We start from the raw sequence: 25,743 nt of genomic DNA, 5'->3' as shown, positions 1-25,743 counted from the left end.
GGAGCAGGTCATACTAAGCACATGCGTATTCTTCACACCTCAGACTGGCATTTTGGCCGTAATCTCCACGGCCAAGATTTGGGTGATTCTCGCGCCGCATTTTGTCACTGGCTTCTTGACGCAGTCAGGAAACATGAGATCGACCTAGTCCTTGTCTGCGGCGATGTGTACGATCGTTCGATCCCTGCGGTTTCACAACTCAATGAAGTGATGGACCTTCTCCGCGATCTTTCTTCAGTCACACAGGTCCTGTTGACTCCCGGAAATCATGATTCAGCAGGTCGTCTTGGTGTCTATTCGCAGTTTTTACGTGGAAATGTTCAAGTCTGCGCAAGTGTGGAAGAGGTTGGTAAGGCTCGCGAATACGCAGGTAAAGACAATGATCCGGGTGTATTGGTCTACCCGATCCCCTACCTTGAGCCGGACTTAGTTCGGACAGAGCTATCCGATGATAACGAAGCCCTCGAACGCACCCATCAGGCGGTGATGGATGCTGCGCTTCGTCGCATTGGAAATGATCTATTGGCTCGGCGAAATTCCGGCGATATGCGTCCGGCAATCGTGATGGCTCACGCTTTCATCGTGGGAGCAGCTCCCTCCGATTCCGAACGCAATATTGAGGTGGGCGGAGTCGCTTCCGTCTCGGCCCAGACTTTCGAAACTTTCGGCGGAGCAAAAGTACTGCCTGAACCAGGCCTGAGCTACGTTGCCCTCGGGCACCTGCATCGTCCCCAAGAAGTTTTAGCTGCCCGCGTCCCTATGCGCTATTCCGGTTCTCCTATCGCTTACTCTTTCTCGGAAGCGCCCGGAGATAAGAGCGCGGTCGTGATTGATACACTCGGCGCGGAGGGGAACAAGGCCGTGGACGTTTCCCTCATCGATATTCCCACTGCGCACCCTCTTGTTGTTTTGCGAGGCTCGATGGAGTCTCTACTCGAAGGCGCGAAGGAGACTTTACCGCAGGCATATGTGTCCTTGACGGTAACGGATGATTCACGGCCTCAGGAAATGGTCGCCCGTCTTCGTGCTGTTTATCCTCATGCACTCTCTATCCTTCATTCCCCCGCGCATGTTTCTCCTCTACGGGCACCACGTATCCAACTCGAAACAGTGGATATGAACGCGACCCTCGCCGAATTCTTCCAGCAAGCAGGGGGACAGTCTTTGACAGAGCGCGAGCGGACAATTGTTGGTGACGTAATCGATGCGGTGAAAGGCCAACGGCAATGAAACTTTTAACCTTGGAATTGTCTGGTATCGGTCCTTTCGCACAGCGCCAATACATCGATTTTGAGCGTTTCACTGATTCGGGTCTTTTCCTTCTTCGAGGATCAACCGGCTCGGGGAAGACAACCTTGATCGATGCGATTGTTTTCGCGCTCTATGGGGATGTGGCAAGTGGCAGCGAGGGGGCAAAAAACCGTTTGCGTTCTTCATATTGCGGCCCCAATGATCCGTCTTTCGTCACCCTTGTCTTTGAAGTGTCCTCGGGTATCTACCGAGTTCGCAGAACACCAAAGTATGTAAAAGAAGGACGGAGCACCCCGGTCAATCCGACTCTGATTCTTGAGCGCGTCGTACGCAATTCGGATGACCCATCCGGTTTTTCAACGGTTGAGCCCCTGAGTCGCTCGATCATGGATGCTCAATCGATGATGACCACCTTCATCGGACTGACGAAAGACCAATTCCTCCAAACCGTCGTTCTCCCTCAGGGGCAATTTGCTCGTTTTTTGACGGCGAAATCCATCGAACGCGAAGAGATCCTTCGTGACATTTTCGGAACTCAGTTTTTCCAGAGCCTGCAAGATGCCTTCCGTGAACAGGCGAAAGACGCACATGATTCAATCGTTCAGGCCAGGCAATACGCACGTTCCTCATTGGATTCTTTGCTCGATGATGTCTCTCATTCTCATCTTGGCCAAGAGTGGGCATGTACAGTTCACACTCTTGCGGATTCCCTTGACACCTTCACGGCGGCCTCGTCTCTCATTACAGAGTTTTCTGATTTTCGCCTTCGCTTAGATGCTCAGCTTGAGGACGATTTGCAACAGGCAAACGCTGCCCGTCTCTCACAAAAAGAGGTCTCTCGCCAGCTGAGTGCGGAACTGGCAAACGCCCGCGACCTCAATGACCGTCTCACTGAACGCGCGCAACTTGTTGGCTACCTTGCTGAGCTGCTTGAGCGCGCTCAGGACATCGATGCTGTGCGCAGCAGCGTCGCAGAGCTTCGTCTTCTCCAGCCACTCGAACTTCCACTCCGTCAGCATGATTCAGCTCGTGATGCACGCGAGCGGGCCTTCTACGCGCTCACTGAGTGCTTTGCGCCCCTGCAAGTCACCCCTGAGAATCTTCAGCTTGATGAGCTCCAGGCTCTTCTTGATGAACGCGAGCGCAATCTCCAGGAGCAACGTGAATCCTTGACACACGCGTTGCAGGCGCAGGCTCAACTGACGCGCCTCCGCACTGAGCAGAAAGAGTGCATGACTCAGTACGAACAATGTGCAAAGACTGTGGAGGACACTAATTTCCAGATCCAATCGGTGCAGATGCAAACTGCGCAGTTCCGCGACAAACTAGAGGCTGCACGCACGGCGGCTTCCACGCTTCACGATATTGAAGCCAGCTGTCATCAGCTTTCCACGCGCCTTGAGGCTGCAGAGCGGGTAGATCATCTCCGCGAGCAGCTCGTTCATCTTGAAAGCGATATTCAAGAAGCGACACGCCTTGCCCACACGTGCGGAGAGCGATCACATGCCGCGCGAGACCTATGGCTTCGTGAAACCGCAGCTTCGCTTGCGTCTACCCTGCGAGAAAAAGATGCGTGTCCCGTCTGTGGTTCTACGACCCATCCCCAGCCCGCTCGTTTCGAGGGGCAAGAAAGCATGAGTCGTGAGCAACTTGAGGCTCTCGAGAAGGCCACAACGGCTGCTGACAAGCGTCTCCACGAACTTACTACTCAGTACTCGAGCTGCTCGGCTCAGATTGCAACGCTGGATGAACAAGCTCAAGGTGATAGCGCTTCTGTGAAAGCCCAGCTTAACGAACTCACGACACGGATCGCGGATCTACGTTCACTCGCAGATTCGCAGCAGTCCATTCAAGATTCCCTTGCTGAATGCGAGGAAAGCGAAAAGAACCTGATCGCCACCAAGGCCTCACAAACGCAGAGACTCTCTCATCTGCGCCAAGAAAACACGGATCTTCTCTTGCGCATCGATGAAGAGACAAGCGTGTTTACTCAGCTCATGCAGGGTCACACATCACTCGAAGAGTGGACTTCTTCCCTCGAAGACAGCACTCAGGCGCATCAGCGCTCTCGTGAAGCGCTTCAACGCTATCAGCAAGCAGAACAACGCCTAAGGGAAACTCAAGACTTCCTACTAGAAGCCCTCGAAGGTGCAGGGCTGAGTCCGGATTCCACCGGTATCGAGCTCTTGCGGAGCAAACTCCCCCGTTTGTCTGAGCTGAGCGCCAGCACCACAATCCTCCAGGAGTACGATCAGGATCTATTTGCGACCCGACAAGCCCTTGAATCCGAGCGCTTGCAGGGGCTTGAAGGACAATCTCCGCTTGATTGCCAGGCTATTGCCTCCTCACTCGAGGACGCAGAAAATGCTCTCCTTACTGCAACAGATCACGTCGCCTCGATTCAGGCACATCGTCAGGGAATCCAACGTTCACTGAGCAATGTGGAAAATGCTCTTTCAGCTTTGACTTCTGCCCTTGAAAGCGGATACCCCAAGCAACGCCTCGCAGAACTAGCAAGTGGAACAGGCCCCAGCCTTCACCAGGTTCCCTTAAGTTCGTGGATTCTCATGTCTCGTTTTGAAGAGCTCATCGCCGCAGCAAATCCACGCCTAGCCGAAATATCTCATGGGCGATATGAACTCCGCCGAAGCGATACAGACGCGACCCGTTCGCGTAAGAATGGCCTCGGGCTGTCTATCCTCGATCATGAGTCTGAAGAAGAACGAAATCCCTCCACGCTCTCGGGTGGTGAAACTTTCTATGTCTCTCTTGCCCTTGCATTGGGACTTGCAGATGTCGTCATGGCTGAAAGCGGCGGAATTACTCTGTCAAGCATGTTCATCGACGAGGGATTCGGATCCCTGGACTTGGACACCCTCGACATCGTCATGTCCCAGCTTCTTGCGCTTCGCGAAAGCGATCGTTGCATCGGTGTGATCAGTCATGTCGACGAAATGGCCAGACAGATTCCTGACCAGATCGAAGTGAGGTGGCGCGAAGGTGAAGGCTCGACGCTTTCAATCCGAGCTTCCTAGCCGCGCATAGCTCAGACCCTTAGCCGCGATAACAGCTCAGTCACGCCCTCTCGTTCATCGACTCCAGCACGCGTAGCAGCAGTTCGCGTTCTTCGGGCGCGTACCACTCCAGGCTCTCTTCCCACAGCTGCGCGACGGCCTCGTCGGCGTCATCTTGTGTCTGAGCACGAAGAACCTTCCGCACAGCAGGAGCAGCATCTGGAGGATCAATGAAGTAGGCGGCGATCGAGTCACTATCGGGCGCGCACGGGGAGGTTTGAGCGACATCGCCATCGCACTCTTCCCAAGAAAGCCCCTCGATGTCAGCAGCAATAATGCATCTGCTGAAACTACCCGATTCTTCATCTCGAAGAAAGGCAAGTGAGTCTAGCGCGGCAAGTGTACGCGCATCGTCTTCAGCAACCTCTAAATCTTCGCCGTGCAAACCAGCGTCGGGACGGACGCAATAGGCATTGCGGGGAGGAAAGTTTCCCTGGGCCAGTTCACTTCCCAGGAAGGGGTAATAGATGCGCATAGCACCAGTGTATGCACAATTTTGCGCCATGTCCCTTATGCCGCTTCCTCTGCACTCCATACACAGTCGGAAACCAACTAGCACAAACTAAAACAAACTGAATAAAAGCAAATTGACTTGAATGACATAAGGAGAATTTAATACACCTACATCAACCGTAATGCACGACGCCTAATCGCTTTCGATCTGCACAAATAGGTCAAAACTAAGCGCTTCTCCCCCTGCAAATTCGCCAGAAAAAATGGCAAAATAGAACCCATGAATCAACGATTCCTCACTCTCGCCGAGGTCGCCGAGACACTCAACATCACGCTTTCCGCGGCGCGCTCGCTGGTCAATTCCGGTGAACTGCCCGCAATCCAATTGGGCGGAAAGCGTATGTGGCGTGTTGAAGAATCTGTCCTCGAAGAGTTTATCCAAGAACAATATGCAGAATCTCGTGCGCGCCTAAGCCACAGCGCCTAGAGACCTTCTCTTAATTCCAACAAACGGGCAGAAACAAGAGTTTCTGCCCGTCTTCTTATGCGTGGTTGCTTAAGCATCGCGCGATTGTAGAACATGCGAGCAAGTGAATACCGGCAATCCACAACACTATTTCTGAAAGTTTTCCCAACACTCTCTGCACGTTTTCTCAATTTTAATCGATACTTATGCAGCGAAACTGAATGTTCTACCACTGCAAGACGTTCACTCGCGCTACTCAAGAACCGTGAGCACTCCACATAAAACAGACATATTTTCCATACTTCACACATTCAGTTGGCTTTTCAATCTGCCTCCATGAGGGGCGAAAAAGTCGATTGACACATCGCCTTCATGCGAGAAGACTCCAAATTAACGCCTCAATGACGAAGCGGCCCCATCCCCACACGATATTCGAGGAGCATTTCCATGACACGAAGTTCGCGAGTATTCGTCCCCCCAGCCGATCATATTTTCCGTATCAGTTGGGATCTCAGCCGAGATACAACGCACAGCGTCCAAGAGAATATGAAAACCTACATGAGCACAGAAAGCCCTTTACTTCCCAGGAGGCCAGAGATCACAAATCTATGTCAGTGGTCGATCGGTTTGGCGCGAGGAATTATGGAAGTTCTTTTACACATTCGCCCGCATCAGCAACTCCAACGATGGTTGATACCGCCACTGTACAAACGCCTCGTGACGATCGTCGAGAGGGATCGACGCGCCTTTCGACGAGAAGCATGTCATCCCGTGCAGTGGCATATTAGCCAGACCTCGCACACAGTTGTCGAATCTTGCGTGATCGTTGCGCAAGGAGAAGGTCGTCATGTTGTTTCCATGCGCCTCCAGACTTTCAAAAATCGATGGATCGTCACCGCCTTGGATGTCCTTTAGGGGAGCAGATAAAACAGTGGCGGCGTGCACCACATGGTGCACGCCGCCACAAAAGGCCGGTTGCAGCGATGAATCAGCGCTTCTTGCGCTTCTTCGCTGCGCGACGCTGAGCGCGATTGGCTCCCTCAGAAGAAGTCGTCCCTTCCTCTTCCTCAGCGGAAGAGTAGCTCAGGCGAGTCGAGTTCTTTTCTTGGCCGACGTCTCCCATAACAGAAGCTGAACGTTCAATGGCTCGTTCTTCAGTTTCCGCGGCCTTACGACGGGCTTCTTCACTGAGCTCAGCTTCAGCACTGTCGCCTTCCTGAACAGCTTCCTCTGTGGCGGCACGCTCACGAGCCTGTTCATAGGCAAGCTGGAACTGATGCGCATAGGAGAAGACCTGCTGGACGGATTCCTCACGAATGCGGTCCATCATTGCGTTAAACATCTGCGCGCCCTCGTCCTTGTATTCAACAAGAGGATCACGCTGACCCATTGCACGAAGACCGATACCTTCCTTGAGGTAATCCATCTCGTAGAGGTGCTCGCGCCACAAACGATCAACCGTTGCGATCACCACGCGACGCTCAAGCGTACGCATGGGTTCATCGCCCAATTGTTGAATCGCCAGCGGATTCTGATTGAGCTGATCTTCGGCTTCTTCGTACTGCGTGTGAATATCGCCCAGAACCTCGCGCATAAGGTCCTCGCGCGTCAGCGAGCCAACGCCGCCGTATTGCTCTGCAACCTCTTCGGCGGTGACCGATGGCGGGTAGTATCCGCGCAGGGTATCCCACACTTCCTTCAGGTTCCATTCACGAGGCGATAGACCGTTGGTCTTCTCCGCAATGATTCCGGAAACCAAAGACTCCATGAAGCCCTTCATCTGGGGCTTCAAGTCTTCGCCTTCCAGAACGCGGCGACGTTCAGCGTAGATGAGTTCACGCTGATCAGTCATCACATCGTCGTACTTCAAGACGTTCTTACGAATTTCGTAGTTTCGTGCCTCAACTTGGTGTTGAGCGGAGGCGATTGAACGCGTCACCACGCGGTTTTCCAGCGGCATGTCGTCGGGGTATGCGCCCGAGGCCATGATGCGCTGTGCCAAACCTGAGGAGAAGAGACGCATGAGGTCGTCTTGCATCGACAGGTAGAAGCGCGACTCACCGGGATCGCCCTGACGACCACTACGACCTCGCAGCTGGTTATCGATACGACGGGACTCGTGGCGCTCGGAACCCAGGACGTACAAGCCACCGAGCTCGCGAACTTCTTCGCGTTCAGCCTCAACTGCGGCCTCGGCCTCGGCAAGCGCTTCCGGCCACGCGCGGCGGTATTCTTCTGCGTCCGTCTTCGGGTCAAGACCTTGAGCTGCCAAGTTAGCCTGGGCGAGGAACTCAGAGTTGCCACCCAGCATGATGTCGGTACCACGACCAGCCATATTCGTCGCAACGGTCACAGCACCCTTTCGGCCTGCCATTGCAACGATCTGAGCTTCGCGAGCGTGCTGCTTCGCATTCAAGACCTGGTGAGGAATCTTGCGTTCCTTGAGCATCTTCGACAAGAGTTCGGACTTTTGAACCGATGCGGTACCAACCAAGACAGGCTGGCCAGCCGCGTGCCGTTCTTCAATGTCATCGATGATTGCACGGAACTTACCGGCCTCGCTCGGGTAGACCAAGTCAGGCTGGTCCTTTCGAATCATCGGACGGTTCGTCGGAATGGGGATGACACCGATCTTGTAGGTCGATGCGAATTCCGCAGCCTCGGTTTCGGCGGTACCGGTCATGCCCGAACGCGAGCCTTCGGGGTAGAGGCGGAAGTAGTTCTGAAGGGTAATGGTCGCAAGGGTCTGATTTTCAGCCTGGATCTGCACCCCTTCCTTTGCCTCGATGGCCTGGTGCATTCCGTCGTTGTAGCGACGCCCCGGAAGAACGCGCCCGGTGTGCTCGTCAACAATGAGGACTTCTCCCCCGTCGACGATGTAATCGCGATCGCGGTGGAAGAGTTCCTTGGCGCGGATTGCATTGTTCAAGAAACCAATGAGCGGGGTGTTTGCAGCCTCGTAAAGGTTTTCAACGCCAAGTTGATCTTCAACCTTATCGATGCCGGGTTCCAGAACGCCGATAGTCTTCTTCTTTTCGTCGACCTCATAGTCCTCATCGCGCACCAGGATATTGGCGATGCGCGCGAACTCGGTGTACCAGCGGTTCACATCACCCGAGGCCGGGCCAGAAATGATCAAGGGGGTACGCGCCTCGTCGATCAAAATCGAGTCGACCTCATCGACGATCACGAAGTTGTGTCCACGCTGGACCATGTCTTCGGGGCGCTGTGCCATGTTGTCGCGCAGGTAGTCGAAACCGAATTCATTATTCGTACCGTAGGTGATATCTGCGTTGTACTGCTCACGGCGTTCGGCGGGTTCTTGCCCAACCAGCACACAGCCCACGGTCATTCCCAGGAAGTTGTAGACGCGCGCCATGAGATCTGATTGGTACTTAGCCAAGTAATCATTCACGGTCACCACGTGAACGCCCTTGCCTGTGAGCGCACGCAGATAAGAAGGCATGGTGGCAACCAGAGTCTTGCCTTCACCGGTCTTCATTTCGGCGATGTTGCCGCGGTGCAGGGCAATGCCGCCCATGACCTGAACGTGGAAGGGGCGCTGACGCAGGGTTCGCCACGCGGCTTCACGCACGGTCGCGAAGGCCTCGACGAGGATGTCGTCCAGAGTTTCGCCTTCTTCGAGGCGCTCCTTGAATTCGTCCGTTTTACCGCGCAGTTCCTCATCGCTCAGGGCTTCAAAATCTTCTTGAAGAGCATCAACTTGGGAAGCAAGCCGGTCGAGCTGACGCAGGGTACGTCCTTCTCCAGCTCGAAGGATTTTGTCAATAATGGACACGAGGGCTCCTGGGATTGTGACCGGATGATCCGGGCGTGCGTCGCGCACACTGTTTCTAGTCTACGAATTTCCGACTCTGCTTTCGACTTCTTTGGCTCCGCCGTGTCTTTTTTCTCTGTCAGCCGATCTTTCCTCTTCACCGCGATGAATAGGCATGCGTCCGTCTCATCAACAGATATCGGACAAATTTGTGTGCAAAAAATGCTACTCTGTACACCGTCAGGACACAGCGATTCATGGAAGAACTTCTGTGTAGCGCTTTCTCCCCGATCTTTTTGATCTGCTGAAAAGTCATGGTCTCAAGGAGTCAGAGAGCTCGGTTATTATGCCCGAATTTGAATCACCTTCCCCGGACGGCGGAGTATTTGCACAAAGAAGCGCAATACAGCCGACAGCACCTACGCTACCTTCTCGCACCGAGACCACGATGGACGCGATCGAGCAGTACATCCTGAAAAATCATCTCCAACCAGGTGATCCTCTCCCCACAGAATCAGCACTGTGCGAGTCCCTTGGAGTTTCGCGCTCCTCGGTGAGGGAAGCTCTTCGTCAGCTCAAGGCCCTCGAGATCGTCACTGTGCAACAAGGACGCGGCGCATTCGTGGGAGACATGACACTTCGCCCATTGATCAAGACAGTTTTCCTGCGCTCATCCACTGCCCCCGATTCTGCCGAGGCGCTTTCTCAGGTTTTGCGGGTCCGCCAGGTTCTGGATCTTGGCTTGGCATACGAAGCGATCGAATCCTTGAAGGGAACTCACGACGAGCACCTTCATGAGCTTGTTGACACGATGATCACTAAAGCGCAAAAGTGCGAGTTCTTTATGGATGAAGACATCGAATTCCACACGACACTTCTTAAGAGGATCAATAACCCTCTTGCGGAGCAGTTGGTCAATGCAATGTGGATGATTCACATGATGGCTCTTCCCTCGCTCCACAACGGCTTCGAAGGTTTGCTGGAAACTGCTCGCGCACACGAGGCCATCTTGGTGAGTGCAGAAAATGGTGACCTTGAGGGCTACCGACGTGCGGTCTTCGCTCACTATCACCCGCTCAGCGACGCATTGAGCGCGAATCGCAGCGACAACGATCAAGCGTAATAAAGACAAAGCTTGGGGGCGGAACTGAGAAGTTCCGCCCCCAAGTGTCAAGATAGGCGAGTTTTCTATTCGCCAGTTTGAATAACTGTTGCATTCAAACGAAGCACGCCATAGGTCCATCCGTGACGGTGGTAAACCACACAGGGCTGCATCGTTTCTTCGTCAACGAAGAGGAAGAAGGGGTGTCCGACCAGTTCCATCTGGTTGAGCGCTTCATCAACGCTCATTGGAACAGTTTCATGGACCTTCTGCCGCACGATGATCGGGGTGTCGCCCAGCTGTTCCTCGCGAGCTTCACCAACCTTGAGGTCTCCGGCGCTCTTGAGAGATGCAGGGGTAGCCTCTTCCACTTCCTCAACTGGGGGAACCGTTGCGGGAAGGACGTCCAAATCGGGGGGAAGAATTTCTTCGCTACGGTGGTGGTCCTTCGCACGATCACGCATACGACGCAAACGTTCAAAGAGCTTTCCTGCCGCAATATCGACTGCGGCATAGCGGTCCGCAGACTCTGCCTCGGCGCGAATGATCGGGCCTTTGCCAAAGACGGTGAGCTCGATTCGCTCAGCAGTATCTGCCTGTCGTGGGTTCCTCTGGTGAGTCAGTTCAACGTCAACCCGCTGCGCGCGAGGATAAAACTGCGTCACCTTTGCCAGTTTTTCCTCAATGTATTCGCGGAAGTTGGGGTGAATCTCTGCATTACGTGCAGCAACTGTGATGTCCATGGTTTCTCTCCACATCATGTATGCGGACTGAGCCGCGATTGAAAACCCGGCGACGTCATTGCCCCGGAGTGTCTTTAACTACCACCCCCTATCAGCAACCGATGGCGAGCCATCATTGGAAGAGATGCATCGAGTATAGCAGAATACGGTGATCTGCGTCATAAGAATGAGGCTTATTGTCGCGATCGCGCGATGCATGCCCCAGCCACCCACGAACTCTCAAACACGCGAAACATCTCATTCATCGTTCCCCCACTTGCAACAACATCATCGACGCCAATGACACCCACTCCCCGGGGAACTTCTTCCGTCATATACATGCGACCGCGGCGGGATTCTCGCCTTTGTTCGGAGCTCTTTCCTGCTTGGGAAGAAACCCACGGGTCAAGGCGACAGGCATCGCGCACACAGCATGCCACCTCGCTGTGTCCTCCCACAGCTGCTGCTACTCCGCGGGCAACATGGATCGTAATTCCTTGCCCAAAGAGTCGCCTCTTCCAGCTGGCAGGAGCAGGAACTACCCAAAGCGATGTCGCATCACTGCCCACGCTCAACATCCCGCTTTGCGCAATCGATAGACCAATATTGACCCCGCAATCAAAGAGAAACTCCGACAGATCAAGTCGAGACGAGTGCTTTGCTGCCACAATGATCGAGCGCATCGGGTCCGAATAATCACTCAGTTCCCACAGCGGATATTCCACACTTCCCGCGTCTAGCAATTCCCATTGCGGCAGCAGCGAATAAGACAAAGCTGCGCATCGTGGGCACACAGAGTAGTCCCATCTCCCGCACCCCACGCACGCACTGGGAATGCAGACACTCACAAGTTCATGCGCGGCCTCGTGAAGAAAACCCATAGGGGAAGCACAGCATACAAGCCGAGGCGCGGCCTCAGGAACGCACAATCTGTGGAAAAAACGATTCAGCCGGGATAGGAAATATCGCGCAGCTTCCCCTCGAGCAACTGCCACAAAGCACCCGAACGCACCTGATAGCTTCCATCCTTACCGCGAATGACCATCGTTGTCGAAGAAGAACCCGCACTCAAACGCTCAGTTCCCGTTGGAAGAGCTAAAACAGAGGGGAAACCACCCACAGGAAGAGTCACCAAGGACACCTCATCAGCCTGGTCGCCAACGCCTCGTGCACCACCTTGGCGCACCGCAACCAAAGTCGAGCGCCCAGCCCAAGAAATATCGTCAACCCCCGTCGACAAACCAGTGAGGGGCTCAAGATCCGTAAACCCGGTCGGCTCACCATTGCCTCGGCGCACAATTCCAACAATCCACGCGCTCGAAGTGCCACCCGATGAGCGCAAAAGCACCGCACGCGCACCGTCGGGAGAAACACGAATCTCAGCAACGTCATTGAGCGATTGATTCGGTGGCACGACTGCAAGGCTTTGCCCCTCAAGTCGAGACGCACGCGCTCCCCTGCTCTGGGAGACATCCCACACCCAACCGAAGCGATCAATAGAAGGTGAATAGTTCCCCACCGATCCATCAACCGCGCGCATCGAAGGAAGAGCAGAATCAACAATCATCATGCGGTCATCTTCTCGCCAAGCAACAAGAGAGGAAGAGACCGGCGAAACCGCAGGAAGAGAAGCAGAAGACGAGGGAGCAACCGGCAGGGAACGCAAGGACGTCGTCCGCCCATCAAGGCGAACCAGCCCCTCGGAACTAAAAGCAACCGCAGTGTCGAGATCATAGGAAGGCTGCGTGGGAAGATCATTCGTCTCCAGCGTTTCCCCACCCATCGCAATTTCCACCGAATTCACACGTCCAGATCGCTGCAGTGTCTGAGAAATCTCCCACGCAAGAAGGCGCTTGGCGCGCTCATCTACGGGAAGTGAGCCGTTCAAGGAAACCTTCGCAACGTGGTCCGAAAGCTCAATACCGCCACTTGAAATAGAGGTGCCCGATGGAATCGCATTGACCAAGGCCTCCCCCAAATGGGACTGAGGCCCAGCGATCAGCCCTTCGACCATGTGTGTTTCGAGGCGACGCGTCGGATACCAACGAGGATCCGCAATCAGGGCATCTCCCGTCGCTGAGGGGAACATCAAGGAAACAAGCTCGTGGGAGGCGGTGAAGGAAGCCTGTGATACCACAACGCCATCTGCCGGCGCGTCAATTCGCCACTGACCGTTTTCGTGGACCAAGTGGAAACGTGCTTCGAGGGATGAGGTTTCGGCGGGAGACAGGACTCCATTTTGATCGACGGAACCAACTCCGACCGCAGTGATCGACGCATTGAGAGTATCGGCCTTCGAGGGATCGAAGGAATATGCAACCTTGGGGGTCGAATCTGTCGAGTAAATCGTCACTAATTTGTGAGGATCCCATGTTTGCGCCGAGGACGACGTTAAGAAGAGACGCGCGGTTGCGTAGTCATCGGAGGCTCCCGCGGCACAGGCAAGCAAAAAACTGTTGAGCAGGGTTTCGGGGTCCGCGTCGGCGATCGGCCCGCCTGCAGACAATTCGATCGGCGAGGCGTTGGGAGCGTCGACATCGAAGGCTTCAGGAGAAGACGAGGTCGGAAGAGACGTGCAGGCGCTCGCGCAGATCAACGCAGTCATGCAGGCCGCAGCGATTTTGAGACAAGAGAGCTTGTGCGAGGTAAGGATTCTGGACTTCATCGATTCACTCCTGTCCCCATAATTCAAGGGGCTCCGCTTCAATCGCAATTCCCACTTTCCTGGGCAGTGTCATCATGAAGGATGAGCCAGCTCCTAGCTCACCCCATGCGCGCAATGTCCCCCCGTGAAGTGCAACATCCTCCAAAGAAATTGCGAGGCCGAGGCCGGTTCCGCCGGTTGTGCGAGCCCGCGCAGGATCTGCCCGGAAAAACCGATCGAAAACCCGCTCAACAGTTGCCGGAGACATACCGACCCCATGATCGCGCACGCGCACGGCAACTGCGCTGTCATTGGCGGCGAGAGTGACAACAACAGGTTTGGACTCTGCGTGCTCGTAGGCATTCACCAGAAGATTGCGGATCACACGCTCGATACGGCGATCATCGATTTCCGCGGAGCAGCGGTAGTGTGGCGATTCGACGATCACCTCAACCCCAAGCCTTTGTGCCAATTCGCTATTTGCCTGGACAACGCGTGCGACCAAGCTTCGCAGATCAACGCTTTCGGCGACCAGATCGACCGATTGGGCATCATGTCGAGAAATTTCAAGAAGATCGGCAAGCATGGAATCAAAGCGCTCAACCTGTTCGTGGAGCAATTCAGCGCTCCGATTCGTTACAGGATCGAAACTCTGCCGCTGATCCCAAATCATCTCTTCGGCCATACGGATCGTCGTCAAAGGAGTACGCAGCTCATGAGAAACATCGGAAACGAAACGTTGCTGAAGCCTGGCAAGCTCGTCGTATTCATCGATCTTCTTCTCTAGGGACTGCGCCATGTTGTTGAAGGCACGACCAAGGTTTGCCATTTCATCGGTGCCGCGGGTGTCACTGGCGTCAATGCGCACATCAAGATTTCCGTCAGCAAGTCTTCCAGCCGCAGCTGCAGTTCGTCGGACAGGTCCCAAAATGTGATAGATCAGCATGAAGGTGATCACGGGAATGAGCAGAAGGAAAGGAATTCCTGCAAAGATCAAAATCCCCATGACAGTGTTGATGCGCTCTTGATCGCCTTGGAGCGAATAAACAATATAGAGCTGGTGGGTTCCTGCTCGAGGAACCTGCACTTTCGTCCCGACAAGAATCGCGGGGAGGCGAACGCTGGAGTCTTGCGCGGAAGGGATAGACACCGATTGCCACTGGGGATCCGATGACTCTGCAACAGCTTGTCGCATGTCATTCCCAATCACTCCTTGGACCGAAGGATCAACAATCTCGTTAATCCTCAGTGTTTGACTCTGAGCGGGCGAGCGTAACAGCAGCACAGAAACAGCTCCCGTGCCCGCCGCCGATACCCTCAAAGAAGTCGCCAATTGACGCGTTGATTCTTGGATTTGGTCTGGCGTTGATGCAGTTGATTGATCAAAAACCGATTGAGCTGAGGAAAAACGTAAGGCAGCATCGGACAAGATCGCGCTTCGACGAGATTCAAAAACGCTGGAGCGCAATTGCCCCGCAACGATCGTCCCCGCGACCAGAATCAAGACCATCGATACAGCGGCAAGATAGGAGGCCGCACGCAAAGAAGCTGAATTACGAATTGCTTGAAGAGCTTCCCACTGAGAAATGCGTTTCCATCCGCTCCATTGCCGCACGGGACGCGTGATGGCGCGCAAAGCCAGAGTGATCCGTTCGAGTAGAGCTAAGCGGTGCTCTGGGAGCGGGTGCGGGAGTAGTGGCCCCCCAGCATTGTCGGTCATGACGAGGCGTTACCCGCGCGGTAGCCGACACCGCGGACAGTCACCACAACCTCTGGATTATCTGGATCACGTTCAACTTTGGAGCGCAGGCGCTGCACATGGACATTCACCAGACGAGTATCCGCAGCGTGACGGTACCCCCAAACGGATTCAAGGAGTTCTTCGCGAGTGAAGACCTTCCACGGTGAGCGGGCAAGCGTCACAAGTAGATCAAATTCCAAAGGAGTCAGGGGAAGTTCTTGTCCGGAGCGATGAACGCTGTGGCCTTGGACGTCAATCGTGAGATCCCCGAGGCGTACCAGTTCTTCCCCGCTATCGTCGCGCCCGCGCAGTCGTGCGCGAACTCGCGCGACAAGTTCCTTGGGTTTAAAAGGCTTTGGGACATAGTCATCGGCACCGGCTTCGAGGCCAGAAACAACATCCGTCGTATCGGAGCGGGCTGTCAGCATGACGATCGGGACATCCGACTCACGGCGTATTTGACGACAAATTTCAATTCCGTCGACATTGGGCAGCATCAGATCGAGAAGCACCAAGTCTGGTGCGCTTGTGTGAAATACGTCTAATGCCTGAGCGCCATCGGCACAATCAGCGACTTCAAAGCCTTCTGCGTGCAACATAATTCCGATCATTTCGGACAGCGCGACATCATCGTCGACAACCAAGATCCGTGAGCTCATATAACGATTGTGTCACGAATCCAGTTGATATGTCGAAAGACGCGACCTCTTCTATATTTAGGGCTTCAAAAGACTGAAAATCACCTGACACGACTCTGGGTTGTTTCTGATTACTTGAATACATGGCACAATGGCACGGTAAAGGTAGACACATAACCCATATAGGAGTAAGAATGTCTGACCCTCAGGGCACGCCCGCAAACGATCCGTGGGCACCCCAGTCCCCTTCTCAGCAGAACCCTGCACAGGGTTCGGTCCCCTCGACACCGCAGGTTCCTCAAGCCGCTGAAGCGGCTCAGCCCGCACAGCAGCCGTGGGACGCACCTCAGGCTCCGGCTCAGCCCGAGCAGGCTCAGCCTCAGCAGCCGTGGGGAGCACCCCAGGCTCAGCCCGCACAGCCCCAGCAGCCCTGGGGAGCACCCCAGCCCCAGCCCGCACAGCCCCAGCAGCAGTGGGGCGCAGCTCCTCAGCCTGCAGCAGCATGGCAGGGAGCCCAAGGACAGGGCGGAACTGCGTGGACCGTTGCCCAGCCCGGCATCATTCCTCTGCGTCCTCTCACCGTTGGCGAGATCCTGACCGGCGCTTTCCAGGCGGTTCGCGTCAATCCGCAGACCATGTTCGGTTTTGCCTTCGCGGTTATGGCAGTCGTCGCCCTTGTTGAGACGATCTTCACCGCAATCAGCATTCAGGCTCTGACGAACTCGCTCATGTCGGGTAATTTCTCCGTGTACTCAATGATGTCGAGCTTCAGCGGCACCCTTGTCTCATCGCTCTTCAGCTTCGTCGGCACGACCTTCTTGGCCGGCATGCTGGCCCTGACCGTGTGGGACGCAGTTCTTGGCCGCAAGTCGACGCCGGCTGATGCGTGGAACCGTTTCTCACCTCGTATCGTTCCGGTGCTGCTCGCAACTCTGCTTTTGGCCGCCATTCAATTCGGTGTCACTCTGGTGATCATGATCGTGTTCTTCCTTCTGATTGGTGTGGTCGGCGCGGGAGCAGCCGGATACGCCAACAGTGGAGATTACGGTTCGTTTGCGTCAAGCGCAGGCTCGATCGGCCTGTTGATTTTCCTCATGTTCATCACCTTGCTCTGCGTCGTGGGCTTCCTCTCGGTGAAGTTCGCCTTCATTTCGCTCGCAGTGATCCTTGAAGGCTTGGGGCCGGTTGATGCACTCAAGCGTTCGTGGAACCTGTCCAAGGGCTCCTTCTGGCGAGTCCTTGGCCGATTGATCATCATCGGCCTTGTCGTTGGTGTGATTGGCATGGTCCTCGGCGCAATCATCGGGGCCATTTTGGGAGTTGGCGCTTCGCTATCTACCGCCATGACCACCAGCTTGATCTCGTCCTTCCTGACCACGCTGGTCTCCGCGGTCATCATCCCGGTTCAGTCCTCGTACCAGACGCTGATGTACCTCGATGAGCGCATGCGCAAGGAAAACCTTGCCCCCATGATCGCTGAAGAAGCTGCACGCATCTGATGTTCGTTTGCGAAGCTCCGCTGACACCCGACGACCAGGAAGCTCGGTCGTGGGTGTCAGCGGAGCTTTCGCGTCCGGACTATCAACCCACTCAGCCCTCTCCCCTCTCCCGCTTCTTCTCATGGCTTGTTGATCGCCTTTTTCAAGGCGCAGCACACGCCGCACCTGCTTCTTTCCCCATCGCAGGTTTCTTTATCTTTCTTCTATGCGTTGTCCTTGTCGCCTTGATCGTCATTGTCGCAACGCATCCCATCCGCATGCGCCGACGCCTTCGACACGCAGCAGTGTTTGATGCCGATTCTGAGCTCTCACTTGTCGACGTCAAAGAGAAGATCGCCCAAGCACGCGCGCAGGGCGATCTCGATGCCGTCCTTATTTGGTCCTACCGACTTTTCGTTCTTCACCTGGCCAGCGGTGGAATCCTTCGCGACACTCCGGGTTTAACTGCCAACGAGGCTGCCCAAGCAGCAATTTCCGCACTCCCTCAATTTTCCGTGGCCATCAATCAGGCAACCTCCTCTTTCGCTGCGGTGCGCTACGGTGATGCACACGCCAGCGCATCAGAGTGTGAACAGATGGATCAACTGATCTCCGCCTACACGCCGGCTGCAAAGAAGCGGGCCTCGGCATGAAAAGTGCTCAAACTGCCGTCGTCACCCCCACTCTCACTCAGCGCTGGAAAGCTATCCGTCCGCTGGTGATGGTTTTCTTCTTTTCGCTATCAGTCATGATTGCAACCGCCCTCATTCCCCGTAATGAGGCGGATTATTCCTCCCTCTCACCGTCGAATCCAGGTAATTCGGGAAGCCAAGCTCTTGCGGATGCCATGCGTCATCACGGGGTCAAGGTCATTCACGTTCACTCGATCCAAGAATTGGTGGCACGCTCAACTCCCGAAACAACCGCGGTCATCACCGATCCCGAGGATTTGACCACGACAACCGCTCAAAAACTCGACGATCAGCTTCAGCGAGCCGTCTATCTTTTGCAGCGCCCAAGCACCGATTTTGAGCCTCTTCACATCACAACGAATTACGAGAAGAAGTCGTACAATCCCGACACGCTCACCGCACAGTGCGAACTCAAATCTGCACGCGCCGCAAAGCAGATCGAGAATCCTAACGGACAGCTCATCGACACGACCGAAAGCGGCTGGACGAAGTGTTTCCCTTCAAACGGCGCCTACGCCTACCTCGAGAAGAGCGAAGGCACCTACTTCCGTGCTGTTTTTGCCGATTCTGAAATTGCAACGAATGGGAATATCGACCAAGAAGGCAACGCCTCGATGCTCATCAATGCAATGGCTCAAAAGCCCGTGATCTTGTGGTACAACGCCAATTACTCGGACAGCCTTGACGAACCAGACACCGCGTCCCTCACTCCCTCCTGGTTCCTCCCCATGGTCATGATGCTGGGGGCTGGGATCACGGTGATTGGTATTTCCCGAGGCCAACGGATGGGTCGCCTCGTGCCCGAAGATCTTCCCTCTTACGTTCCTTCCTCGGAGACGACACGTGGACGCGGGCGCCTCATGGCCACCCAAAACGAGCACGGCCACGCGGCACGCCTTTTGCGCATCGAGGCTGCAACAAACATTGCGCGCCATCTCGGACTCGATCCACAAGCACCACGGGAAACCCTCGAGCGCGCACTCGAAGCTCGTGGCCTGCTCAATTCCCGCGTCACCGCACTACTGTGGGGGCCTCCTCCCACATCCAACGCTGAATTGGTCACTTTGGCCGAACAACTGACCGCGCTCACACAGGAGATTGATTACCGATGACTCAACCTGCAACCCCGCCCCAAGGTCACGACGTTCGTGACGCTTTGGTGTCCTTGCACTCAGAAATCGCCAAGGCCGTTGTCGGTCAAGAAGGCGCACTCACCGGCCTGATCATTGCCCTCGTCGCCGATGGACATGTGCTTCTTGAAGGTGTGCCAGGCGTCGCCAAGACACTCTTGGTTCGCACCTTAGCGCGATGTGTGGACTTGGAAATGACTCGTGTCCAGTTCACTCCAGACCTCATGCCCGCCGATATCACGGGTTCACTCGTGTGGGACAACGGCAAGAGCGAATTCGAATTCCGCCCCGGTCCGATCTTCACGAATCTTCTCCTGGCGGACGAAATCAACCGCACGCCTCCCAAGACCCAGTCGGCTCTTCTTGAAGCAATGGAAGAACACCAGGTCAGCGTCGATGGACAGACGCGTCCCCTTGCCTCACCTTTCATGGTGATCGCGACGCAAAACCCCGTCGAATACGAGGGCACCTATCCCCTCCCCGAGGCCCAGCTGGACCGTTTCCTCCTCAAGATCGACCTTGAGCTGCCCTCACGCGATGAAGAGTTCAATATTCTTCTGCGCCACCAAAACGGCTTCAACCCGCGCGACCTTGCCTCCGCTGACCTGCATCCGGTCGCCAACGCCACTGATATCCTCGCCGCACGCGAGAGCGCCGCACGCATCGAGGTTTCTCCCGCGGTGCTGACCTACATGGTTGACCTGATCCGAGCCACCCGCACCTCCCCCGCGGTGCGCATCGGTGTGTCGCCTCGTGGCGCTACAGCTTTGCTCCGCGTGTGCCGCGTCTGGGCGTTCCTCCAGGGCCGCTCCTTCGTCACTCCCGACGATGTCAAGGCAATGGCCCACTCTGTTCTCGCCCACCGCCTGAGCCTGAAGGCAGAAGCAGAACTCGAAGGCCTCAACGCCCACTCTGTCATCTCCTCGATCCTGGAACAGGTCCCGGTACCTCGCTGATGGCTCTGTCATGGCGCGCTAGCATCCCCGTTTTTGTGGGGATCATTCCCCTCTTTTTCTTCCCGACGTCGCTCTTCTTCTTCGGGTGGTTGGTCCTGTGCGCCCTCCTGTGGGCATTTGATGCAACGATGGCGCCTTCGCCGCGACAATTGAGCATCGAGCGCTCGATCGATACTCCGATTCCGGTCGGAAACCCCGCCCACTCGCGCATCGTCCTTCGCACTCCCGTCCCGATGCGCCTTGACCTCCGTGATGCGTGGCCGCCCTCGACTCACCCCTCTCCCTACTCGCATTCCCTTCTCGCCCAGCCTGAGATGGAATCTCGAGTAACAACAACCCTCCACCTTGAACGTCGAGGCAGTATTCGCGCTGACTATGTGACGGTTCGTTCCTGGGGTCCTTTGCGTATGGCAGCGCGTCAGACCTCAATTGCTGCGCCGCTCAATCTCAATGTTTTACCCCCCTTCCGTGCGAAGAGGCTCTTGCCTTCGCGTCTTGCGCGCCTGCATGAACTTGAGGGAACGACCGCGACGGTTTTGCGTGGTCCCGGTACCGAGTTTGATTCACTTCGCGAGTATGTCCGCGGTGATGACCCGCGAGATATCGACTGGCGCGCCTCGGCCCGCTCATCTGAGTTAGTGGTGCGTACGTGGCGTCCTGAGCGCGATCGCCACGTCATGATTGTGGTCGATGCCGGACGATCAGGAGCAATGCTCTTGGGAGAGCCTCAAGAAGCAGATTTGGGTGATAAGGACCTCGTCGAGCTGGGAGTTGCTCCCCGTTTAGACGCTCAGATCGAAGCTGCTCTTCTGCTGGGAGTTCTTGCTGACCGAGCGGGCGATCAGGTGCATATGCTTGTCGTCGACCGTGAGATTCACGAAGATCTTGCGCAGCAGCGTGCAGGAGCTTTGATTCGCGAGGCCGCGAAGGCCTTTTCGCGCGTCCAGCCTTCCTTGCTTCCCCTCGACTGGCAGTTGGTCATCAACGCGGTCGATAAGCGCCTGCACCACCCCGGCCTCGTTGTCTTGCTCACCGAGATTCCCCCGGCCGCCACGGACGTTGATTTCTCCGAGGCCATCGCGACCCTCAGCAAGCGCCACCGCGTCATCGTTGCCGGCGCACGCGATCCTGAGTTGGGTCGCATGAGTACAGATTGGACCGACGCTCCGTCAGCTTTCACGGCGGCAGCAGCAAGCGCCACAAGTCGCGATCTGGACGCGGGGGCACGCGATGCGCGCAGCGTGGGGGCATATGTGATCGACTGCGATGCGGGTTTCTTACCCGCGCGACTTGCCGACACCTACATCGCCTTGAAGAAGGCGGGCAAGCTCTAAATCAGATGACGGGGGTCGAGTAGCCCGCGTCCTCTTCTAGGTCTCCTGTTGCACCCGCTCGATAGGCCCGGCGCCCAACGACAAAGGTGTAAATCCACACGAGTGCGGTTAAAACAACGCCGCAGGTGATCTTTGCCCAGGTGGGAAGATCAGAGGGGGTCACGAAGCCTTCAATAAGGCCTGAGAAGAACAGCATGATCACCATGCCCAGAGCAACCGTAATCATCGAACGCCCCGCTTCTGCCAGTGCCTGAGTGCGCGTGCGTTTTCCAGGAACGATCCACGCCCAAAACAGGCGAAGTCCAGCTGCTGTTGAAATCCAAATTGCGGTGAGCTCTGGGATTCCATGGGGAAGAATAAAGCGGAAGAACTGCCCAGGGCCTGCGAAGTGAATGACGATTGCAGCGCTTTGGGCAAGCGCTCCGGCGTTCCCCCACAGTACAAAAGCGGGATAGAATCCGGTGATTCCACCGGCAACTACTTGAATCGCGATCCATGCGTTATTCGTCCACACATAGGTCATGAACTGCGCATGAGTGTCTTGACTGTAGTAGCTGACAAAAGATTTGTTCGCATAGGTCTTGAGTGACTCGGGGCTTCCCAGAAGAGCCATATTCGCGGGGTCTCGAAGAATCCACCACGTTTGAATCGCCGTCATGGCGATAAAAGCAAGCATGACCGCGATCGTCACATATCGAATGCGGTACAACGCCGCTGGCAAATCGTAGCGGAACCAGCGAGAGATCACCCACAACGATGCCCCTTCGGTTCCGGTCAGTCTTCCTCGGGCCTGGAGAAGCTCCCCTGAAAGATATGAAATAACATCCGGATCAGGATTTTCAGAACGTACCTTTGCAAGGTCACTAGTCACCTGGCGATATAGGACCGCGAGTTCATCAATTTCCGGGCCGGTGAGTCGACGCGAGTGCGCCAATTGGTGAAAGCGATCCCAGTGGCGCAAATGTGAAGCTTTTAGTGCGTCGATATCCATACAAGATATAGTGTCATACATGAGCGAGCTTCCTGTAACCGTCCGGCGAATCTCTGACGAATCTTTCGTCAGTGGTGAGGGCGTTAAACTCGATCTCAACCCCGCCTCACCTTTCATGAGGACCGGCGCTTTTCTCATGGATCTCACGCTCTATGCGGGAATCTTCCTCATTTTAATGTTCGCCGCCGTCCGTTACGACATCGTCTATGGACTCCCATCGACCCTCGGTAGGTCGTTGACCGTTTTCCTGATCTTTTTCTCCTTTGTCCTCCTTCCCTTCCTCATCGAGGCCTTCACGCGCGGTTATTCTTTGGGAAAGTGGGCGTTTAACATCAAGGTTGTTCGCCGTGACGGTGGGATCATCACCGTTCGACATACGCTGGTGCGTTCTTTGACCGCAATCGTCGAGACCTACATTTGCTTGGGTTTCATCGCTTTCATGTCCACGATGTTCTCCCCTAAAGCCACTCGTTTGGGGGACCTTGCTGCTGGCACGATTGTTGTGAAGGTCCCAGAACCCGTCTTTTATCCCCCGTTGGTCATGCCTCCCGACTGTGCCGAGTGGGCTTCTCATGCGCAAGTGATGCCCATCCCTGATCGCCTCCAGTACGAGTGCATGCAGTTCTTGCGGACAAACCGTGAAATCACCGCGCCTCTTCGCATCTCAATTGCAAATGCTCTAGCTGGAAGACTTGCTGCTTTCGTTTCTCCTGCGCCTCCCACGACCGTCAACCCTGAGCGTTTCATCGCGGCTGTCCTCGTGGTTTTGCGGGATCGCGAGTATGCGAAGGAACTGCGCAGGCAGGATGTTCTTGAGCGCCGTCGCGAGCAGATCGAGCGTACGCCCTTCGGAATTTAGTTTTCCGTATCTGTTCCTTGTTCCGCTTGTTCATCGGTGATCAGGCGGAATTGCGCGCGTCTACGCGCCCACGGGGAATTTGGATCAAGAGGACTCGAGGGTTCTGCCACTTCTTCTTTACCACGTTGCGCAAAAGGACCAAATTCAGCCGGGGACGAGGCCGCGGCCGGGGTAGACGGTGAAGCTTGCGTTTGCGCGCTCTGCTGCTCGGCCTCGTGAGATCGATTGCGGGTATGAGCGGCGGCCGCACGCACCGCATCGACAAGAGCCATGAGGTCGTCACCCGAGGGTGGTGCCGGCTCAAAGTTGGTCTGCAGGCGAACGATCTGCCATCCACGAGGAACCGTCAGGCTATTGGCGTGGTTCTCGCATAGATCGTAGGCGTTAGGATCTGCGGAAGCTGACAGGGACCCGACGACTGCGGTGGAATCCGAGTAGTCGTAGGTCAATGTGGCAACAGCCGGCCGTGAGCAGCCGGGTTTAGAACAGTGTCGAACCGAGATCACCGCTCTACAATACGGCATTTTTACGTCCCCTTGGGTCCCCCGCGTCGGCAGGTCTTGAGCTGGGTCGGCCTCCACGCGGGTTAGGCTTGTGTTTATGGCTCTCCCATCAGCTTTTCCTCGTTCGCGCGATCGGCACGGTCGTCACCCACGCTATGTGCGTCTTTTTCCAGCGCTCCCCGCGTGGAAGACTCGTCGGGAGATTTTTGATGCCACTGTTGCTGCGGTCATTAACGAGCTCAGCGAGCGTTGGCCCGAAGTTGCCCGCATCGAATTTGCCACGGAAGATGTTCCGCCCTCAGATCCGGCCTCCTGGGAAGAGCACGGCGTTGTTCTTGCACGAGTTTTTCCTGCCGACCGCCGCAAGGGATTGGGAGACCGCATTGTTATCTACCGGCTCCCGGTGGCTATGCGTGTTCCCTCCCAGGACCTCTACGGGGCGCTTCGCACCCTGATCGCCGAGAGAATCTCACACGTTCTCTACATTTCCCCGCAGGACTTGGATTCGCTTTCCTAGGTGCGCGAGTATCTTGCGCATGCCGGGCGCTAGTTGATGGTAATTGCAGCCGAGGCCTGCTCCACATCATCCGCGCTCAGTGGCCACAGTGCGCGCAAAGTTCCGCTGGGAGTTTGCGCCTCTACCTCGAGTGCTACAGCGACTTGGCTGGGAGATTCCAGGACCACAGAATCGCTAGATGGAAGATCCATGCTCAGGGTCTTCCCCGCTTCTACGGTCACCGTCTGCGTACCAACGCTGAGCTGGACTCCGCTTTGCGAATGCACGGGAGTGATAATGAGCCGTGAGTGGATTTCACTGACACCGCTGGGTTTTTCTTGGGCAGTTGCTCGAAGTGCGGTGGCGCTCAGACTTTCGCGTACCATCGATTCAACGCGCTGTGAGGAGGGAAGCTCCGCTCGAATCAGAGCGGGAGAAGCCGCGATGCTGGAACGCATTGTCCAGCGGGAGCCTTCCGCATATTCTTCTTGCTCTGTGTTCGTGACAATCTGTGCCACCAAGGCTCGATCACCGCGGACACGCAACGTATAGCGGTCATCAGTCATTCCATTCAGTGGGACATCGACGACCGTTCCCGTGCTGATATCCATCTCTCCACCGGGGAGGTTGAAGGTCCCGGCCTCGCTCGTGTAGCTCAGGCTGACATGTGCGTTAGCATCATCGGAGTTTCCCGAGGGAGGAACAAAGAGGCGCAGGGTGCTTGTCCCCTGAATGGACACGCCTTGCAGCAAGGTCTCTTCACGAGGCCGCGCGGCGGGAATTGTCGTCGTCCCCTTGGGCGTTTCCCCCTGCATGGCTGAGCTCTGAGTCCATGTGGCCACTCCTTGTCCATCAGCGCGAACGTGAAGAACAAGGGCAGTTTCTTCAGGGAAGAGGCCGCCAGCCAGCACGGATTGCGTCGAATGTGCGGGAACAGTGAGTTGGTGAGTCTTCACGTCAAGTGGCCCGTTGAGTCCAAAGGCCTCCACACTCACCACAGAAGGAGAAGAGTTGGGATTGGCGAAAGTGAGGACAAGGTCTTCGCCCGTCGTTGAGGACCCCAGAACGCTCCATTGATCTGTTGAAGGCAGCTGACACGAGCTCATGCTCAAACCGCGCAGTTCTCCCCCACCCTGGCCAAGAACTCCCAGCGATGCAGGAAGCGTTTTGGCAGATGTATCTGCGTGCAATACCTCAAAATTCCGCTTTTTCTCTATTGTTCCAGCCGAGTTCCACAGGGTAGGAGAAGCAACTTTTCCGTCAAGATCAAAGGGGTTAATGATCCCTGGCGGACATGCGTAATTGAGGGTCTCGGGACTGGCGTGAACGACCTGCGCAGAGGGAAGCGAAGGATCATGAAATACGCGGCCCGCTCCCCAGGATCCGGCGCCCAGAAGCACAAGTGCGGCTGGAACACTCATCAGGGCGAGTATGC

Annotated in this window: 22 protein-coding genes; 12 read left to right on the top strand and 10 right to left on the bottom strand. The window is 55.8% G+C overall.

The genetic code is table 11. The features are described from left to right. Positions 1 to 21: 21 nt before the first annotated feature. A complete protein-coding gene (locus HMPREF1627_RS08360; RefSeq protein WP_034502853.1) occupies positions 22 to 1,230 on the top strand; it encodes an exonuclease SbcCD subunit D in 1,209 nt (402 codons plus the stop codon). Continuing rightward, positions 1,227 to 4,286, top strand: coding sequence for an AAA family ATPase (locus HMPREF1627_RS08355; RefSeq protein WP_034502852.1), 3,060 nt, complete (start codon positions 1,227 to 1,229; stop codon positions 4,284 to 4,286). The genes HMPREF1627_RS08360 and HMPREF1627_RS08355 overlap by 4 nt, the downstream gene beginning before the upstream one ends. Before the next feature lie 40 nt (positions 4,287 to 4,326). Here HMPREF1627_RS08355 and HMPREF1627_RS08350 read toward each other — a convergent pair whose 3' ends face one another. Further along, entirely contained in the window at positions 4,327 to 4,800 is a 474-nt protein-coding gene (locus HMPREF1627_RS08350) for a DUF6912 family protein (RefSeq protein ID WP_034503654.1), read from the bottom strand. A 258-nt stretch (positions 4,801 to 5,058) separates the two neighbouring features. On the opposite strand from HMPREF1627_RS08350, the gene HMPREF1627_RS08345 reads away from it, so the two are divergent. Further along, positions 5,059 to 5,265 (top strand): helix-turn-helix domain-containing protein, encoded by a 207-nt coding sequence (locus HMPREF1627_RS08345; protein WP_034502850.1) that lies wholly within the window; start codon positions 5,059 to 5,061, stop codon positions 5,263 to 5,265. A gap of 426 nt (positions 5,266 to 5,691) precedes the next feature. Further along, positions 5,692 to 6,159: an Rv3235 family protein gene (locus HMPREF1627_RS10815; protein ID WP_034502848.1), complete on the top strand. Its 468-nt coding sequence runs from the start codon at positions 5,692 to 5,694 to the stop codon at positions 6,157 to 6,159. A gap of 73 nt (positions 6,160 to 6,232) precedes the next feature. Here HMPREF1627_RS10815 and secA read toward each other — a convergent pair whose 3' ends face one another. Beyond that, positions 6,233 to 9,043: a preprotein translocase subunit SecA gene (gene secA, locus HMPREF1627_RS08335; RefSeq protein WP_034502847.1), complete on the bottom strand. Its 2,811-nt coding sequence runs from the start codon at positions 9,041 to 9,043 to the stop codon at positions 6,233 to 6,235. 427 nt (positions 9,044 to 9,470) lie between these two features. Here secA and HMPREF1627_RS08330 point away from each other — a divergent pair, with 427 nt between their 5' ends. After that, positions 9,471 to 10,145 (top strand): FadR/GntR family transcriptional regulator, encoded by a 675-nt coding sequence (locus tag HMPREF1627_RS08330; protein ID WP_034502845.1) that lies wholly within the window; start codon positions 9,471 to 9,473, stop codon positions 10,143 to 10,145. Positions 10,146 to 10,210: 65 nt separating this feature from the next. Here HMPREF1627_RS08330 and hpf read toward each other — a convergent pair whose 3' ends face one another. The 5 genes from hpf to mtrA form a co-directional block, all read right to left on the bottom strand. Then, the gene (gene hpf / locus HMPREF1627_RS08325) at positions 10,211 to 10,867 is read right to left on the bottom strand and encodes a ribosome hibernation-promoting factor, HPF/YfiA family (protein ID WP_034502843.1); all 657 of its coding nucleotides are present in this window, start codon (positions 10,865 to 10,867) and stop codon (positions 10,211 to 10,213) included. Positions 10,868 to 11,040: 173 nt separating this feature from the next. Further along, positions 11,041 to 11,619 carry a hypothetical protein gene (locus tag HMPREF1627_RS08320; RefSeq protein ID WP_234305299.1) on the bottom strand — a complete coding sequence of 193 codons (579 nt, stop codon included), beginning with the start codon at positions 11,617 to 11,619 and terminating at the stop codon, positions 11,041 to 11,043. A 173-nt stretch (positions 11,620 to 11,792) separates the two neighbouring features. Further along, positions 11,793 to 13,511, bottom strand: coding sequence for an LpqB family beta-propeller domain-containing protein (locus HMPREF1627_RS08315; protein WP_052040907.1), 1,719 nt, complete (start codon positions 13,509 to 13,511; stop codon positions 11,793 to 11,795). A gap of 4 nt (positions 13,512 to 13,515) precedes the next feature. Next, the gene (gene mtrB / locus HMPREF1627_RS08310) at positions 13,516 to 15,210 is read right to left on the bottom strand and encodes an MtrAB system histidine kinase MtrB (RefSeq protein ID WP_234305298.1); all 1,695 of its coding nucleotides are present in this window, start codon (positions 15,208 to 15,210) and stop codon (positions 13,516 to 13,518) included. Further along, positions 15,207 to 15,890, bottom strand: coding sequence for an MtrAB system response regulator MtrA (gene mtrA / locus HMPREF1627_RS08305; protein ID WP_034502841.1), 684 nt, complete (start codon positions 15,888 to 15,890; stop codon positions 15,207 to 15,209). Before mtrA ends, mtrB begins: the two co-directional genes overlap by 4 nt. A gap of 173 nt (positions 15,891 to 16,063) precedes the next feature. Between mtrA and HMPREF1627_RS10880 the strand changes: the two genes are divergently transcribed. Genes HMPREF1627_RS10880 through HMPREF1627_RS08280 form a run of 5 tightly spaced genes read left to right on the top strand, consistent with a single transcriptional unit; the run spans position 16,064 to position 21,459 of the window. Then, positions 16,064 to 17,368 carry a glycerophosphoryl diester phosphodiesterase membrane domain-containing protein gene (locus HMPREF1627_RS10880; RefSeq protein WP_034502838.1) on the top strand — a complete coding sequence of 435 codons (1,305 nt, stop codon included), beginning with the start codon at positions 16,064 to 16,066 and terminating at the stop codon, positions 17,366 to 17,368. Beyond that, entirely contained in the window at positions 17,368 to 18,000 is a 633-nt protein-coding gene (locus HMPREF1627_RS08295) for a DUF4129 domain-containing protein (RefSeq protein WP_034502836.1), read from the top strand. The genes HMPREF1627_RS10880 and HMPREF1627_RS08295 overlap by 1 nt, the downstream gene beginning before the upstream one ends. Beyond that, positions 17,997 to 19,151 carry a DUF4350 domain-containing protein gene (locus tag HMPREF1627_RS08290; RefSeq protein ID WP_052040906.1) on the top strand — a complete coding sequence of 385 codons (1,155 nt, stop codon included), beginning with the start codon at positions 17,997 to 17,999 and terminating at the stop codon, positions 19,149 to 19,151. Before HMPREF1627_RS08295 ends, HMPREF1627_RS08290 begins: the two co-directional genes overlap by 4 nt. Then, the gene (locus tag HMPREF1627_RS08285; protein WP_034502834.1) at positions 19,148 to 20,125 is read left to right on the top strand and encodes an AAA family ATPase; all 978 of its coding nucleotides are present in this window, start codon (positions 19,148 to 19,150) and stop codon (positions 20,123 to 20,125) included. Before HMPREF1627_RS08290 ends, HMPREF1627_RS08285 begins: the two co-directional genes overlap by 4 nt. 35 nt (positions 20,126 to 20,160) lie before the next feature. Next, positions 20,161 to 21,459, top strand: coding sequence for a DUF58 domain-containing protein (locus tag HMPREF1627_RS08280; protein WP_234305297.1), 1,299 nt, complete (start codon positions 20,161 to 20,163; stop codon positions 21,457 to 21,459). Position 21,460: 1 nt separating this feature from the next. Here HMPREF1627_RS08280 and HMPREF1627_RS08275 read toward each other — a convergent pair whose 3' ends face one another. Then, a complete protein-coding gene (locus HMPREF1627_RS08275; RefSeq protein ID WP_034502830.1) occupies positions 21,461 to 22,450 on the bottom strand; it encodes a stage II sporulation protein M in 990 nt (329 codons plus the stop codon). Between the two features lie 19 nt (positions 22,451 to 22,469). On the opposite strand from HMPREF1627_RS08275, the gene HMPREF1627_RS08270 reads away from it, so the two are divergent. Further along, positions 22,470 to 23,309, top strand: a complete 840-nt coding sequence (locus HMPREF1627_RS08270; RefSeq protein WP_034503644.1) for an RDD family protein — start codon at positions 22,470 to 22,472, stop codon at positions 23,307 to 23,309. On the opposite strand, the gene HMPREF1627_RS08265 is transcribed toward HMPREF1627_RS08270, so the two are convergent. Then, positions 23,306 to 23,815 carry a DUF3499 domain-containing protein gene (locus HMPREF1627_RS08265; protein WP_034502828.1) on the bottom strand — a complete coding sequence of 170 codons (510 nt, stop codon included), beginning with the start codon at positions 23,813 to 23,815 and terminating at the stop codon, positions 23,306 to 23,308. The two genes, HMPREF1627_RS08270 and HMPREF1627_RS08265, sit on opposite strands and share 4 nt — an antisense overlap. Before the next feature lie 94 nt (positions 23,816 to 23,909). Here HMPREF1627_RS08265 and HMPREF1627_RS08260 point away from each other — a divergent pair, with 94 nt between their 5' ends. After that, on the top strand, positions 23,910 to 24,329 hold the full coding sequence (locus HMPREF1627_RS08260; RefSeq protein ID WP_034503642.1) for a metallopeptidase family protein: 420 nt from the start codon (positions 23,910 to 23,912) through the stop codon (positions 24,327 to 24,329). A 29-nt stretch (positions 24,330 to 24,358) separates the two neighbouring features. Here the strand turns inward: HMPREF1627_RS08260 and HMPREF1627_RS08255 are convergent, their stop codons facing one another. Further along, positions 24,359 to 25,729 (bottom strand): DUF5719 family protein, encoded by a 1,371-nt coding sequence (locus tag HMPREF1627_RS08255; protein ID WP_234305296.1) that lies wholly within the window; start codon positions 25,727 to 25,729, stop codon positions 24,359 to 24,361. Positions 25,730 to 25,743 lie beyond the last annotated feature (14 nt).

Source organism: Actinomyces sp. S6-Spd3 (assembly GCF_000758755.1).
Classification (GTDB): Bacteria; Actinomycetota; Actinomycetes; order Actinomycetales; family Actinomycetaceae; genus Pauljensenia.
Note: the sequence above shows the minus strand (reverse complement) of the source record. Positions and strands in the feature narration are given on the sequence as shown.

Coding starts and splice junctions, on each gene's coding strand:
- HMPREF1627_RS08260 (WP_034503642.1), top strand. CDS start 23,910: ATGGCTCTCCCATCAGCTTTTCCTCGTTCGCGCGATCGGCACGGTCGT.
- HMPREF1627_RS08285 (WP_034502834.1), top strand. CDS start 19,148: ATGACTCAACCTGCAACCCCGCCCCAAGGTCACGACGTTCGTGACGCT.
- HMPREF1627_RS08255 (WP_234305296.1), bottom strand. CDS start 25,729: ATGAGTGTTCCAGCCGCACTTGTGCTTCTGGGCGCCGGATCCTGGGGA.
- HMPREF1627_RS08360 (WP_034502853.1), top strand. CDS start 22: ATGCGTATTCTTCACACCTCAGACTGGCATTTTGGCCGTAATCTCCAC.
- HMPREF1627_RS08315 (WP_052040907.1), bottom strand. CDS start 13,511: ATGAAGTCCAGAATCCTTACCTCGCACAAGCTCTCTTGTCTCAAAATC.
- HMPREF1627_RS08350 (WP_034503654.1), bottom strand. CDS start 4,800: ATGCGCATCTATTACCCCTTCCTGGGAAGTGAACTGGCCCAGGGAAAC.
- HMPREF1627_RS08275 (WP_034502830.1), bottom strand. CDS start 22,450: ATGGATATCGACGCACTAAAAGCTTCACATTTGCGCCACTGGGATCGC.
- HMPREF1627_RS10880 (WP_034502838.1), top strand. CDS start 16,064: ATGTCTGACCCTCAGGGCACGCCCGCAAACGATCCGTGGGCACCCCAG.
- HMPREF1627_RS08270 (WP_034503644.1), top strand. CDS start 22,470: ATGAGCGAGCTTCCTGTAACCGTCCGGCGAATCTCTGACGAATCTTTC.
- HMPREF1627_RS08330 (WP_034502845.1), top strand. CDS start 9,471: ATGGACGCGATCGAGCAGTACATCCTGAAAAATCATCTCCAACCAGGT.
- hpf (WP_034502843.1), bottom strand. CDS start 10,867: ATGGACATCACAGTTGCTGCACGTAATGCAGAGATTCACCCCAACTTC.
- HMPREF1627_RS08290 (WP_052040906.1), top strand. CDS start 17,997: ATGAAAAGTGCTCAAACTGCCGTCGTCACCCCCACTCTCACTCAGCGC.
- HMPREF1627_RS10815 (WP_034502848.1), top strand. CDS start 5,692: ATGACACGAAGTTCGCGAGTATTCGTCCCCCCAGCCGATCATATTTTC.
- HMPREF1627_RS08295 (WP_034502836.1), top strand. CDS start 17,368: ATGTTCGTTTGCGAAGCTCCGCTGACACCCGACGACCAGGAAGCTCGG.
- HMPREF1627_RS08355 (WP_034502852.1), top strand. CDS start 1,227: ATGAAACTTTTAACCTTGGAATTGTCTGGTATCGGTCCTTTCGCACAG.
- mtrA (WP_034502841.1), bottom strand. CDS start 15,890: ATGAGCTCACGGATCTTGGTTGTCGACGATGATGTCGCGCTGTCCGAA.
- mtrB (WP_234305298.1), bottom strand. CDS start 15,210: ATGACCGACAATGCTGGGGGGCCACTACTCCCGCACCCGCTCCCAGAG.
- HMPREF1627_RS08345 (WP_034502850.1), top strand. CDS start 5,059: ATGAATCAACGATTCCTCACTCTCGCCGAGGTCGCCGAGACACTCAAC.